Source organism: Burkholderia sp. WTPI3 (assembly GCF_021483755.1).
In the GTDB taxonomy this organism is placed as follows: domain Bacteria; phylum Pseudomonadota; class Gammaproteobacteria; order Burkholderiales; family Burkholderiaceae; genus Burkholderia.
This window is the reverse complement of record NZ_JAGIXF010000018.1, coordinates 1-13,381: the sequence shown is the minus strand read 5'-3', so window position 1 is coordinate 13,381 and position 13,381 is coordinate 1. Positions and strand designations below refer to the sequence as shown.

General features: G+C 67.3%; 13 protein-coding genes and 1 pseudogene. 5 read left to right on the top strand and 9 right to left on the bottom strand.

The annotated features are described in order from the left end of the window. Nucleotides 1-5: 5 nt before the first annotated feature. The 5 genes from leuE to gloB all read right to left on the bottom strand — a co-directional run bounded on the left by leuE (nt 6) and on the right by gloB (nt 6,147). Nucleotides 6-665 (bottom strand): leucine efflux protein LeuE, encoded by a 660-nt coding sequence (leuE, locus tag J7024_RS12190; protein ID WP_124829576.1) that lies wholly within the window; start codon nt 663-665, stop codon nt 6-8. Between the two features lie 37 nt (nt 666-702). Beyond that, nucleotides 703-1,848 carry a glutamine-hydrolyzing carbamoyl-phosphate synthase small subunit gene (gene carA / locus J7024_RS12185; protein WP_124829577.1) on the bottom strand — a complete coding sequence of 382 codons (1,146 nt, stop codon included), beginning with the start codon at nt 1,846-1,848 and terminating at the stop codon, nt 703-705. A 363-nt stretch (nt 1,849-2,211) separates the two neighbouring features. Next, nucleotides 2,212-3,444 (bottom strand): MFS transporter, encoded by a 1,233-nt coding sequence (locus tag J7024_RS12180; RefSeq protein WP_124829578.1) that lies wholly within the window; start codon nt 3,442-3,444, stop codon nt 2,212-2,214. 161 nt (nt 3,445-3,605) lie between these two features. Beyond that, on the bottom strand, nt 3,606-5,189 hold the full coding sequence (locus J7024_RS12175) for a transglycosylase SLT domain-containing protein (RefSeq protein ID WP_124829579.1): 1,584 nt from the start codon (nt 5,187-5,189) through the stop codon (nt 3,606-3,608). A 151-nt stretch (nt 5,190-5,340) separates the two neighbouring features. Continuing rightward, nucleotides 5,341-6,147, bottom strand: coding sequence for a hydroxyacylglutathione hydrolase (gene gloB / locus J7024_RS12170; protein ID WP_124829580.1), 807 nt, complete (start codon nt 6,145-6,147; stop codon nt 5,341-5,343). Between the two features lie 18 nt (nt 6,148-6,165). On the opposite strand from gloB, the gene J7024_RS12165 reads away from it, so the two are divergent. From J7024_RS12165 to dnaQ, 3 genes are read left to right on the top strand one after another with little or no spacing between them, the layout of a single operon-like run. After that, complete coding sequence (locus J7024_RS12165; protein WP_124829581.1) at nt 6,166-6,978, top strand: class I SAM-dependent methyltransferase; 813 nt, start codon at nt 6,166-6,168, stop codon at nt 6,976-6,978. Continuing rightward, nucleotides 6,975-7,418 (top strand): ribonuclease HI, encoded by a 444-nt coding sequence (gene rnhA / locus J7024_RS12160; RefSeq protein ID WP_096502780.1) that lies wholly within the window; start codon nt 6,975-6,977, stop codon nt 7,416-7,418. The genes J7024_RS12165 and rnhA overlap by 4 nt, the downstream gene beginning before the upstream one ends. A 38-nt stretch (nt 7,419-7,456) precedes the next feature. Then, nucleotides 7,457-8,191, top strand: a complete 735-nt coding sequence (gene dnaQ / locus J7024_RS12155) for a DNA polymerase III subunit epsilon (protein ID WP_124829582.1) — start codon at nt 7,457-7,459, stop codon at nt 8,189-8,191. A gap of 34 nt (nt 8,192-8,225) precedes the next feature. On the opposite strand, the gene J7024_RS12150 is transcribed toward dnaQ, so the two are convergent. Beyond that, entirely contained in the window at nt 8,226-8,558 is a 333-nt protein-coding gene (locus J7024_RS12150) for a YnfA family protein (protein WP_124829583.1), read from the bottom strand. A 540-nt stretch (nt 8,559-9,098) separates the two neighbouring features. On the opposite strand from J7024_RS12150, the gene proP reads away from it, so the two are divergent. Continuing rightward, nucleotides 9,099-10,583, top strand: a complete 1,485-nt coding sequence (gene proP / locus J7024_RS12145; protein ID WP_124829584.1) for a glycine betaine/L-proline transporter ProP — start codon at nt 9,099-9,101, stop codon at nt 10,581-10,583. A gap of 107 nt (nt 10,584-10,690) precedes the next feature. Here the strand turns inward: proP and J7024_RS12140 are convergent, their stop codons facing one another. Further along, the gene (locus J7024_RS12140; protein ID WP_096502972.1) at nt 10,691-10,888 is read right to left on the bottom strand and encodes a hypothetical protein; all 198 of its coding nucleotides are present in this window, start codon (nt 10,886-10,888) and stop codon (nt 10,691-10,693) included. A 231-nt stretch (nt 10,889-11,119) separates the two neighbouring features. Further along, the gene (locus tag J7024_RS12135; protein ID WP_234745095.1) at nt 11,120-11,749 is read right to left on the bottom strand and encodes a glutathione S-transferase family protein; all 630 of its coding nucleotides are present in this window, start codon (nt 11,747-11,749) and stop codon (nt 11,120-11,122) included. Nucleotides 11,750-11,918: 169 nt separating this feature from the next. Here J7024_RS12135 and J7024_RS12130 point away from each other — a divergent pair, with 169 nt between their 5' ends. Then, nucleotides 11,919-13,142: a polyhydroxyalkanoate depolymerase gene (locus J7024_RS12130; protein WP_124829586.1), complete on the top strand. Its 1,224-nt coding sequence runs from the start codon at nt 11,919-11,921 to the stop codon at nt 13,140-13,142. Here the strand turns inward: J7024_RS12130 and J7024_RS12125 are convergent. Next, nucleotides 13,129-13,381, bottom strand: a pseudogene (locus tag J7024_RS12125) (phosphoribosyltransferase); the annotation flags it as partial. The gene J7024_RS12130 and the pseudogene J7024_RS12125 overlap by 14 nt on opposite strands.

Sequence of the window (13,381 nt, the reverse complement as noted above, 5' to 3'; positions counted from 1 at the left end):
CGCGCTCAGCTCATGGTGGCGAGCGCCAGCTTCACCGAGAAACCGATGAACAGGCCGCCCACGCTGCTCGCCGCGCCCGCCGCGAGCTTGCGGCGGCGACGGAAATGCTCGGCGAGCCGTGCTCCCGCGAAGATCAGCGTGCTCAGGTACAGGAAACTCGCGCATTGCGCGATCGCTCCGAGCACGACGAACGACAGCGCGGGATGCGGGAATGCCGGGTCGACGAACTGGATGAAGAACGAGATGAAGAACAGGATCGCCTTCGGATTCAGGAGGCTCACGACGAGTGCCTTGCGAAACGGCCGCTCGCCGTCGACCGCGCGCGGCGCGTCGGCCGGCTTGCCGGCCGGCGTGCGCAGCTTGTGCCACGCGCCGCGCAGCATCCCGGTGCCGATGTACAGCAGGTACGCGGCGCCGCCGTACTTGACGACGGAGAACAGCAGCGGATTGGCCCTCAGCAGCGACGCGACGCCCGCGGCGGACAGCACCATCAGCACCGTGTCGCCGAGGAACACGCCGCAGGCCGCGCGATAGCCGGTCTTCACGCCGCGCTGCGCCGCGAGCGACAGCACGTACATCGAGTTCGGCCCCGGCAGCAGGATGATGAAGATCACGCCGAACACGTAGGTCCAGATATCCGTGATGCCGAGTGCGTGGCCGAACATGATGCGAATCTCCCGTTCTTCGGTTGCTTCGGTTGCGTCAGGCGTTGCGCTGCTTCGCCGCGTCCATCAGTGCGATGAAACGGTCGAACAGATAGCCGATGTCGTGCGGGCCGGGCGACGCTTCCGGGTGGCCCTGGAAGCAGAATGCCGGCTTGTCGGTCAGCTCGAAGCCCTGCAGCGTGCCGTCGAACAGCGACACGTGCGTCACGCGCGCGTTGGCCGGCAGCGAATCCGCGTCGACCGCGAAGCCGTGGTTCTGCGACGTGATCACCACGCGACCGTCGCCGAGATCCTTCACCGGGTGGTTCGCGCCATGGTGGCCCGTCTTCATCTTCAGCGTCTTGGCGCCGACCGCGAGGCCCATGATCTGGTGACCGAGGCAGATGCCGAAGGTCGGCACGCCGCGCTCGATGAATTCCTTCGTCGCCGCGATCGCGTAGTCGCACGGCTCCGGGTCGCCCGGGCCGTTCGACAGGAAGATGCCGTCCGGATTCAGCGCGAGCGCGTCGGCGGCGCTCGCCTCGGCCGGCAGCACCGTCACGTGGCAGCCGCGCTCCGCGAGCATGCGCAGGATGTTGTACTTGACGCCGAAATCGTACGCGACGACGCGGTACTTCGGGGCTTCCTGCATCCCGTAGCCGCTGCCGAGGCGCCATTCGGTCTGCTTCCACTCGAACGGCTTCGCGGTCGACACGACCTTCGCGAGATCCATGCCCGCGAGGCCCGGGAACGAGCGCGCGAGCTCGATCGCCTTCGCCTCGTCATCCGAGCCGGCCAGGATGCAGCCGCTCTGCGCGCCCTTGTCGCGCAGGATACGGGTCAGCTTGCGGGTGTCGATGCCGGCGATGGCGACGACGCCTTCGTCGCGCAGGTAGTCGCCCAGCGTGCGGTCCATGCGGAAGTTCGATGCGAGCGTGGGCAGATCACGGATGATCAGGCCGGCGGCATGGACTTTCGTGGCTTCGACGTCTTCGGCGTTGACGCCGTAGTTGCCGATATGCGGGTAGGTGAGCGTGACGATCTGACGCGCATAGCTCGGATCAGTCAGGATTTCCTGATAGCCGGTAATCGCGGTGTTGAACACGACTTCACCGATCGTGTGGCCTTCGGCCCCGATCGAATAACCACGAAAGACCGTGCCGTCGGCGAGTGCAAGCAAGGCGGGAGAAAAAGACGGCAACACGGAAGGCTCCTTGGGGAACACCCTGCTGCCGACCTGTTTATCCTGCCGCGCGAGCGCCGCGCAGCGTAGGCGCGCGGAATCGCTAGCGGGACGCGACCTGCGTTGTCGAGACGCGAACCCGGCGCGTGGCGCATGAGGCTTCGCGGCGTCGCCCGACAGGCGGCGTGCGGCGGATGAACGGGATGAGTGAGGTAGGCGCTAGGGTGCGAGGTTGATCAGCACAAACTTTCAAATTATAGCCCGAAAATGACCTTATCTTCAATCGATATGGCCGTCCGATCATGAATACGGCGTGCGCGCCGCCGCGTCAGTCGCACGCGGCACGCGTTGCTGCGGCCCCGTTTTTCGCGACCGCCCTACCCGTCAGCGTACCGCCGGATCGGCGTGCTTGCCAGCGCGGCGCGCGGGCCACACATACCAGACCGCGCTCGCCAGCTGCAGCGCGAGCAGCACGCTCCACGCGGTAACGTGCGCCGTGACCGGGTAATGGCCGTCGACGGCCGGCCAGTGCGACAGCACTGCGCCGATGCCGATCTGGAACGCAAAGATCAGCACGAAGATCACGAGCGTGAGCGTCGTGTTCGCGCGCCCGATCAGTTGAGCCGGGAAGTGACCGGCCAGCACCGCGTAGGTCAGGATCCCGACGCCGCCGAACATTCCGTAGGCTGCCCACAGCACGGCCGGCGGCAGCGGCACGCGGGCGATGATCGCGACCTGCGTGGCGACGAACAGTGCCATGCCGACTCCGCAAAACGCCTGGACCGACACCCCGCGCCGCTCAAGCACGCGGGCCGCGGCGCCGAAGCCGACGCAGCCCGCCATCATCGCGAAGCCGAGCACCGACACGAGCCCTGCGGCGTGCTGCGCATCGAACCCCGCGACATCGCGCAGGTACGGCCCGACCCACAGCGACTGCATCGCGTAGAACACACCCTGCGTGACGATCGAGAACGACGAGATCTTCCAGAATGCGCCGCTGCTCAGGATGTGCCACGTACCCTTGAACTGGCTGACGAGCCCGCCCTGGTGGCGCGGCGGCTCGGCTTCCGGCGCACCCAGACCGATCGCGGCCGCGACGGCGATCGTCAGCACCGCCAGTCCGCCGCAGATTACGCGCCAGCTCGTCAAGCCGAGCAGCCAGGTCAGCGGCGAGCCGACCGCGACACCGCCCAGGCCGCCCACGGCCATCACGAGACCGTTGACGAGCGGCAGCCGGCCAACCGGGAAATGCTGCGCGAGCGCCTTGAACGCCGCACCAAGGCATACCGAGACACCGACACCGATCAGGAGCCGGCCGATCATCATCGTGCCGAGATCGTGCGCGACGCCGAATACCGCCGCGCCGGCCGCCGCGAACAGCAGCATGCCGGCCGTCACGCGGCGCGGGCCGAAGTGGTCGAGCAGCACGCCGGCCGGAATCTGCGCGCCCGCGAAGCCGAGGAAATAGAGACTGGTGAGCAGCCCGAGATCGGCCGCCGACAGCCCGAGTTCGTGCGTGACGAACGGCGCAAAGCCGAGATTGACGCCACGAAACACGTACGACACGAAATACCCGAGCGCAAACAGCGCGAGTACCCTCACCTGCACCGACGACATCCTCTCTCTCCTGTTGTTATTCCGAACCCGGTGAAGCAGCGGCTCGCGCCGCGCACAAACGAAAACGCCGTCACCTCGGTGACGGCGTTGCTTCGCGTTTCGTCGAATGACAGTGCGCGTCGCGTGGCGCGGCCGGACTGCCGCGACGCGATTGTATCGCGTTACTTCTTCTTGCCCTTGTGGGTGGCAGCCTTCGGTGCAGCCTTGGCCGGCGCAGCCTTCGTCGGAGCCGCCTTGTTACGGGCCGCCGGCTTCGCGGCACCGTGCTTCGTGCCGCGCGACTTGCCGCCGACCGACAGGCTCGCACGCTCGATATGCGCGCCGCCGACCGACGTCGCGATCCGCTCCGGACCCGGCTCGGCCGGCACCGCGCGGCCGACCGGCACGTGCAACACGATCGCCTGACCCGGCATCACCAGATCGCGGTGCGTGCGGTTCCATGCCTTCAGCTGACCGACCGACACGCCGTAGCGGCCGGCAAGCGCCGCCATCGACTGCTTGCGACGCACGCGAATCAGCATCTTGCGCGTGTCGGGCACGTCGGGCTCCATCGCGAGCACGGCGTTTTCCGCCACATCCGCACTGATGTCCTCGTCGTCGTCGTCGCTGCGCGGCACGACGATCGTCGAGCCCGGCTTCAGGCGCATGCCGGCCGGAATCTTGTTGACCGACATCAGCGTATCGGCGTCGACGCCGATCTTCTCGGCAATCGCAGCCGGGCGCGCGCGCTCGCTGACCGTGTAGGTGGTCCACGACGACAGCTGGCCGTTGTACGCCTTCAGGTTCTTCTCGAACGCCGCCGCGTTGTCGAACGGCAGCAGGATCTGCGGCTCGGTCGCGCCCAGGATCACCGGCTTCGAGAACGACGGGTTCAGCGAGCGGAACTCGTCGAGCGACAGGTTCGCGAGCTTCGCGGCAACCGCGACGTCGATGTCGTGCGACGTGGTGACCGTCACGAAATACGGGTGGTTCGGAATGTCCGGCAGCGTCAGGCCATATTGCTGCGGATTCGCGATGATGTTCTTCACCGCCTGCAGCTTCGGCACGTAGTTGCGCGTCTCGTTCGGCATCCGCAGGCTCTGGTAGTCGGTCGGCAAGCCGGCCGCCTGGTTGCGTGCGATCGCGCGCTGCACGTTGCCCTCGCCCCAGTTGTACGCCGCCAGCGCGAGATACCAGTCGCCGAACATGTCATGCAGGCGCGACAGATAGTCGAGTGCCGCGCTCGTCGACGCGAGCACGTCGCGTCGTTCGTCCTGCCACATGTTGCGCTTCAGGTTGTACGTGCGGCCCGTGCCCGGCATGAACTGCCACATGCCGGCCGCCTTCGCGACCGACAGCGCCTGCGGGTTGTACGCGGATTCGATGAACGGCAGCAGCGCGAGCTCGGTCGGCATGTGGCGCGCTTCGAGTTCCTCGACGATGTGGTACAGATATTTCTGCGAGCGCTCGGTCATGCGCTGCACGTAATCCGGGCGCTGCGTGTACCACGTCGTCTGCATGTCGACGAGGTCGCTCTGCAGATCCGGCATCTGGAAGCCGCGACGAATGCGCGCCCAGAGATCGGTGTCTGCACTGGTCAGGTCGCCGACGGATTGCTTGTCGACATCGACAGTTTCTTTGGCGGTGGCTGATTTACGGAGGTAGGTGGACGTCGCCTGCGAATCGGCGGCGTTGTTCGCGACAGGGCCCTGGCTCGCACAAGCGGCGAGTAGCAGGACCATCAGCGCGCTCAATATAAGTCGCATGAAAATCTCGGCTTCCGACGGCTGGAAATTGCAGGCGATACTACGGAAGTGCGTGCTTCACGTCAATAAAAACACCGAAAACTCAGCGAAATCCTACATTTGGAGCAATTTTTACAGATACAACCTGAGCTTTGGAGTCCTCCGGAATGCGTCACCGGAAACGGTTTTTCCACTCGCGCATCAGCGTGAAGGCCGCGAGGCGATCCGGCACCGTTTCGTGAAGCTCGGCTTCGAGCGTCGCACGAATCGCATCGCTGCCGGCCCGCATGAACGGGTTCACCGCGCGCTCGTGCGCGATCGTCGTGGGCAGGGTCGGCACGCCGCGCGCGCGCAGCGCCTGCGCATCGTCGCGCCATGCGGCGAGCGCCGCGTTTCCCGGCTCGCACGCGAGCGCGAAGCGGATGTTCGACAGCGTGTATTCGTGCGCGCAATGCACGCGCGTGTCCCCCGGCAGCGCCGCGAGCGCGTCGAGCGACGCGAGCATCTGTGCGGGCGTGCCTTCGAACAGGCGGCCGCAACCGCACGAGAACAGCGTATCGCCGCAGAACACATGCGGGGTCGCGGCGCCCCGCCCCGCCGCCTGGAAGTATGCGATGTGGCCGCGCGTGTGACCCGGCACGTCGAGCACGTCGAAGGCGAGCGCGGGCGCGTCGAGCGTCACGCGATCGCCGCCCGCGAGCGGCTGCGTGACCACGCCGATCGCTTCTGCCGCCGGGCCGTAAACGGTCAGCGGCACATCGTCCGGTTGGCTATCGCGCAGTGCCGCGACACCGCCGACATGGTCGGCGTGATGGTGCGTGAGTAAAATAGCGGTCAACCGCCAGCCGCGTTCGGCAAGAACCCGACGCACCGGCGCGGCTTCACCCGGATCGACGGCGATTGCATCGCAGCCGTCCGAGACGAGCCAGATGTAGTTGTCCTCGAATGCCGGTACCGGCACGTATTCCAGCTCGTTCATGGGCGCGCAATCATCGTTATGTCTGACCGACAAATTATAGACTGGCCCGCCTGGACCGACTCGCCGCCCGGCCGCTACGTACTGGGCTGGGAGCAGGCGCAGCTCGACCGGATCGTGTCCGACGTCTTCGGATTTCACGCACTGCAGCTCGGGCTGCCGCAGCTCGACGCGTTGCGCGAGAACCGCATGCCGTATCGCGGGCTCGTGCTCGATCCGGCGAGCGGCGCGAGCGCGCCGTACCAGTACCCGTGGGCGCGCGAAGCGCACGCGCCGGAGCATGCGCCGGCCGATCGCAGCACAACCTGGTGCGATCTGCTCGACCTGCCGTTCGAGTCGCAAAGCGTCGACCTGATCGTGATGCCGCACACGCTCGAATTCACGTCCGACCCTCACCGCCTGCTGCGCGAGGCCGAACGCGTGCTGATGCCGGAAGGCCAGCTCGTGATCACCGGCTTCAATTCGCTGAGCCTGTGGGGGATGCGGCAATCGTTCGGCCGGATGGCCAATCGGCCGTTCGTGCCGGCCGCGCGCGACCAGATCGCGTTCATCCGGCTCAAGGACTGGATCAAGCTGCTCGGCTTCGATCTGGAGCGCGGCCGGTTCGGCTGTTACCGTCCGCCCCTCGTCACCGACAAATGGCTTGCCCGCTACGGCTTCATGGAAGCCGCCGGCGACCGCTGGTGGCCGATCTTCGGCGCCGTCTACATGGTCACGGCCGTCAAGCGCGTGCGCGGCATGCGCCTCGTCGGCCAGATCAGGAAGAAGAAGCCCGTGCTCGCGCCGGGCCTGACGCCGGCGGCCACCCCGACCACCCATCAAGAACACTCATGACCACCGACACCATCGACATCTATACCGACGGCGCCTGCAAGGGCAACCCCGGCCCTGGCGGCTGGGGCGCGCTGCTGCGCTACGGCGACCGCGAAAAGGAACTGTTCGGCGGCGAGCCCGACACGACCAACAACCGCATGGAACTGATGGGCGTGATCGCCGCGCTCGAGGCGCTGAAGCGGCCGTGCCGCGTGATCGTCCATACCGACTCGCAATACGTGCAGAAAGGTATCAGCGAGTGGATCCACGGCTGGAAGAAGAAAGGCTGGGTCACCGCGGCGAAAACGCCGGTGAAGAACGCCGACCTGTGGAAGCGGCTCGACGCGCTCGTCGCGCAGCACGAGGTCGAGTGGCGCTGGGTGAAGGGCCACGCCGGCCATCCCGAAAACGAACGCGCGGACGCACTCGCGAATCGCGGCGTCGAATCGCTCACGGCCTGAGCCCAGGCCGCCCTACTGTCTTTCCCGATTTACCTGACATGCGCCAGATCATTCTCGATACCGAAACCACCGGCCTGAATCCCCGCACGGGCGATCGCCTGATCGAAATCGGCTGCGTCGAGCTGCTGAACCGGCGGCTCACCGGCAACAACCTGCACATCTACGTGAACCCCGAGCGCGAAAGCGACCCGGGCGCGCTGGCGGTGCACGGCCTCACGACCGAATTCCTCAGCGACAAGCCGAAATTCGCCGAAGTCGCCGACCAGATCCGCGACTTCGTGAAGGGCGCCGAGCTGATCATTCACAACGCGCCGTTCGACCTCGGGTTCCTCGACGCGGAATTCGCACGGCTCGGCCTGCCGCCGTTCACCGAGCATTGCGGCGGCGTGATCGACACGCTCGTACAGGCCAAACAGATGTTCCCGGGCAAGCGCAACTCGCTCGACGCGCTGTGCGACCGTTTCGACATCAGCAACGCACACCGGACACTGCACGGCGCACTGCTCGACTCGGAGCTGCTCGCCGAGGTCTATCTCGCGATGACGCGCGGCCAGGACAGCCTCGTGATCGACATGCTCGACGACGTGGATGCTGCCGGCGCTGCCGCGAACGGCCAGCGCGTATCGCTCGCGTCGCTCGACCTGCCCGTTCTCGCCGCGAGCGACGACGAGCTCGCCGCGCACCAGACCCAGCTCGACGAGCTCGACAAGTCCGTCAAGGGCACCTGCGTGTGGCGCAAGAGCGCCGACGCGGACACCGCCGCGGCCGCCTGACGCGGCGCCACGCCGGCCACGCCCGCAGCCGCGCTCACGCGCGCGGCTGCAGCGCGATGACGGCCATCCCGCCGAGCGCGAGCACCGCGCCAGCCACGTCCCAACGGGTCAGCGCGACACCGTCGACGACCCGCAGCCAGATCAGCGCCACCGCGATGTACATGCCGCCGTACGCTGCGTACGTGCGCCCCGCCGCGCTCGGATGCAGCGTCAGCAGCCACGCGAACAACGCAAGCGACAGCGCGGCCGGCACCAGCAGCCACATGGGCCGTCCGCCCTTCAGCACGAGCCACGGCAGGTAGCAGCCGACGATTTCGGCCAGCGCAGTGACGGCGAACAACGCCGCGATCTTCATCAGTTCGGTCATCCGGTTCCTCGCAGATTCGGCCCCCGTCCCGAGGGCGGCGCGACCCCGCCGCGCGCCGCCGATCATACCGGAGCCGGTCGGCCCGGAAGCCCCACCACACGGGGGATTCCGGGGCAATTTGCGCGATCGTCCGTCATCGTGCTATCATGTCGCCTGTTTCAACATTCAATCTCTGTCTATTCGATTTCGAAAGAAGTCCGTCCGCGCGTTGCGGGCCGGTACTTCGACCGAAATTGCATCCACAGGAAAGCCCGCCCGACAGGCCCGCTTTTCTCGTTTCGTTGCCCCTCCGGGGCGCTTGCCGGAACGCCGGACATTGGTCCGCACCGGCATCTGCCGCTCGCATCACGCGGCCCATTCTTCATGAGCGCACCGTCGCGACGGCCCATCGGGCCCGCGTCGAAGCAGTCCCTTGCAGCTTCTTGCCGCCCGATGTGCAGTAAGTGCTTAAAGGCTTGCCCCGACGCGCAGCACGCGACATCGCGCTTGCCGGCAAACCGTGTCGGACGGCCCGCCCGTTCGGCGCAGTCAAAGGAGTGCATGACCTTGACCGCAACACACGTCAGCCCGACCGCTGCTTCTTCCTCCCCGTCGTCCGCCGAGGCCCCGCTCGTCGCGGACGACATTACCGTCGTCGACCAGAGCCTGCTCAAGCGCGCCGTCAGCGCGATGGCCATCGGCAATGCGATGGAATGGTTCGACTTCGGCGTCTACAGCTACATCGCCGTCACGCTCGGCAAAGTGTTCTTCCCGTCCAGCAGCCCGTCCGCGCAGTTGCTCGCGACTTTCGGCACGTTCGCGGCCGCGTTCCTCGTGCGCCCGCTCGGCGGCATGGTGTTCGGCCCGCTCGGCGATCGCATCGGCCGTCAGCGCGTGCTCGCCGCCACGATGATCATGATGGCCGTCGGCACCTTCGCGATCGGCCTGATCCCCAGCTACGCGTCGATCGGCATCATGGCGCCGATCCTGCTGCTCGTCGCCCGCCTCGTGCAGGGCTTCTCGACCGGCGGCGAATACGGCGGCGCCGCCACCTTCATCGCCGAATTCTCGACCGACAAGCGTCGCGGCTTCATGGGCAGCTTCCTCGAGTTCGGCACGCTGATCGGCTATGTGATGGGCGCCGGTGTCGTCGCACTGCTCACCGCGTCGCTGTCGCAGGAAGCGCTGCTGTCGTGGGGCTGGCGTGTGCCGTTCCTGATCGCGGGCCCGCTCGGCCTGATCGGTCTGTACATCCGGATGAAGCTCGAGGAAACGCCCGCGTTCAAGCGCCAGGCCGAAGAGCGCGAAGCGCAGGACAAGGCCGTGCCGAAGACGCGTTTCCGCGAAACGCTGATGCGCAACTGGCGCGCGCTGCTGCTCTGCGTCGGCCTCGTGCTGATCTTCAACGTGACCGACTACATGGTGCTGTCGTACCTGCCGAGCTTCATGTCGTCAACGCTACACTTCGACGAGTCGCACAGCCTCGTGCTCGTGCTGATCGTGATGGTGCTGATGATGCCGCTGACGCTCGCCGCCGGCCGCCTGTCGGACAGGATCGGCCGCAAGCCGGTGATGCTCGCCGGCTGCGTGGGCCTGCTCGTGCTGTCGATCCCGTCGCTGCTGCTGATCCATGCGGGCACCACCGCGTCGGTGTTCGCCGGCCTGCTGATCCTCGGCGTGCTGCTGTCGTGCTTCACCGGCGTGATGCCGTCGGCGCTGCCGGCGCTGTTCCCGACCGAAATCCGCTACGGTGCGCTCGCGATCGGCTTCAACGTGTCGGTGTCGCTGTTCGGCGGTACGACGCCGCTCGTCACCGCTTGGCTCGTCGACGTGACCCACAACCTGATGATGCCCGCGTACTACATGATGGGCGCCGCCGTGATCGGCATCGTGTCGGTCGTCGCACTCGCCGAAACCGCACGCCAGCCGCTCAAGGGCTCGCCGCCGGCCGTCGCGTCGCGCCGCGAGGCACACCAGCTCGTGCGCCAGTTGCGCGAGGATGACGCCGCGGAAATCTACAGCGTCGGGTCGCCCGCCCGCGCCTGAACGTCGACAATGAAAAAGCCCCGGCCGAAGCCGGGGCTCGATCGAATCCGATCCGCCCGACCGGCTTGCGCCGGTCGGGTTTTTTTATATGCACGGAAGAGGCACGCTCATGCGTGCGCTTCGCAGTGACGGCAGAAGATCAGCGCGCGCGAGCGCGACACCGCGGCCTGCGCGCCACGCGCGGCGACGATCAGCCCGACCTGGCTCAGATTGAAATCGCGCTCGACCATCAACTGCGTCAGCGCGGCAAGCGGCAACACGACGGACGGGTGGTACAGGCTCGATTCGATCAGCGCTCTCATCATCGGCTCCATCAGGCAATACATATTCGATGGAGTGGATTCTAGGGACGGGACTCGTCCGGATAAACAGCGCGAATGCGAAGTCACTTGTCGGGAGCTGCGAACAATCGACGATTCCTTTGTCCGGCGGGGCCGAACGGGCGACGAGCGGCCGGCTCGGCAGCGCAAACGGACCGATGCAACGCGCACTTCCCGGCGCGGCGTCGCACGAAAGCAGGCAGCCACCCGCCGGCTTCAGTCCAGCGGCGTCTCGACGAACGCCTGCAACGCCTCGGCACGCGCCGAATGTGCTGCGAGCGCCGGATAACGTGCCGGATCGATCCGGCCGAGCGCCGGATACGCGGCGGCCATGTACTGCGTGAACCGCCACGCGACCGCCACCGTCACGTCGAACTGCAGCAGGCGCGCGCCGCCGAGCCAGCCGCTCGCGGCCGCGACGAGCGGCTCGAGTTCGCCATACGCGCCCTCGAGTTGGCTCAACACGCGCTCGAGCCACGGTGCGTGTTGCTTGTCGGCCGGCCGCAGCGCCTGCTCGTATACGACCTGCACCGTTTTCTCGGCCGCCGCCAGCGCGAAGCCGACCGGCACGAGCGCGCGCAGCCGCGCATCGGCGGCGTCGGGCAGCAGGCGCCGCTCCGGCGCGACGCGATGGTCGAGGTAGTCGACGATCAGCGACGAGTCGATCAGTTTCGTGCCGTCGTCGGTCACAAGCGTCGGCGCCTTGACGACCGGGTTGATCGTCCGGAACCGGTCGAAGTGACGGAACACCGAGATCGACTCGTGTTCGAACGGCAGGTCGAGCAGCTTCGCCGAAATGGCGACACGGCGCACGAACGGGGAATCCAGCATGCCAATCAGCTTCATCGTAAACGCTCCGCTTGAGGGAATGGGACCGACGACTGTAGCAGCGCCGCGCGACACCGCCTAGCACGACGACGTTTAACCCACATCATTCGGTCACGTATCCGGCACCCGCTGCGCGTCTGGAGTGGCCATAATGCAGATTCACGCCTCTTCCGCATCAAGGTTCTCCATGTGGTATGCCGTCGTCGAGCAGCAGCGGGAATGGATGCGCGCATGGCGCGCGGCAACGCGTCACGCGTTCGATGCGTGGCCGGCCGCGACGCTGCCGCACACCGCGTCGTCGTGCTACGACGACCTGTTCGAGCCGCTGCTCGGGCCGCCCGCCAGACCGCCGCGCTTCGATATCCGGCGGCCGGCGGTCGACGAACGGCTGGTCGCGCGCACGCCGTTCTGTCACTTGCGGCGCTTCGCGCGCGAGGACGCGCTGCGCACGGTGCTGCTGTGCGCGCCGCTCGCCGGGCACGCGGCGGTGATGATGCGGGAGAGCGTCGAGACGCTGCTGGCCGACGGCGACGTGTGCGTGACCGACTGGGTCAATGCGCGCGACATCCCGGTCGCGTCGGGCCGCTTCGGGCTCGACGAGTACGTGGCGACGCTCGACGGCTTCGTCGATGCGCTCGTACAGAACGACCGGCCGCTACACGTCGTCGCCATATGCCAGGCGACCGTACCCGCGCTCGGCGCCCTCGCGCTGCGCGCCGCGCGTGGCCTGCCGCCGCCGGCGAGCATCACGCTGATCGGCGGCCCGCTCGACGCGCGCGTCAATCCGACGACGCTCGGCACCACCGCCGCGTCCCGTTCGCTGACGTGGTGTCGCCGCCACCTGATCGACATCGTGCCGCCCTGCTTTCCCGGCCACGGTCGGCACGTGTTCCCGACCTATCTTCAGCAAGGCGAGATCGCGCTGCTCTATCCGCAGCGCTTCATGCTGCTGATCGAGGACTACGCGCGCGCCGCGTCGCACTTCGACATGACGGGGCTGGCCGATGCGCGGCGCGCGCTGCGCGAATACACGGCGCTGCTCGACATGCCGGCCGAGTACTTCCTGGATACCGTCGATATCGTGTTCCAGCGGATGTGCCTGGCGAACGGCACGTGGGAGGTGGGCGGCCGGCGCGTCGAGCCGGCCGCGCTGCGCGGTGTCGCGCTCCTGACCGTCGAAGGCGCGTGCGACGCCGTCACCGGCGCGGGACAGACGCACGCGGCACTCGATATGTGCCGCGGCCTCGCGGCCGGCGAACGTCACCGCATCGATATCGCCGCATGCGACCACTACGGCTTGTTCACGGGCGCACGCTGGCGCGGCGACGTCCATCCGGCACTGCAGCGCGTGTTCGCGCTGGCCGAGGCCGTGCGCGCCGGAACGCGCCGGCGCGGGATCAGGCGAACGTAGCGCCATCGCCCCGCGCGCGGGCCGCGTCGAGCAGCGCGCGCACTTCGTCGTCCTCGGTCTGCTCGAAACGCGCGTAGAACTGACTGATCCCGCAGAACCGCAGCGGTTGCGACACCGTCACGAACGCGTCGGCGAGACCGCCGAACGCATGCCGCGCGCCCGCCGGCGCGATGGGTGCGGCGGCCACGATGCGCGCCGGATGGCGCTCGCGCAGCGCCTGCAGCGCGACGCGCATCGAT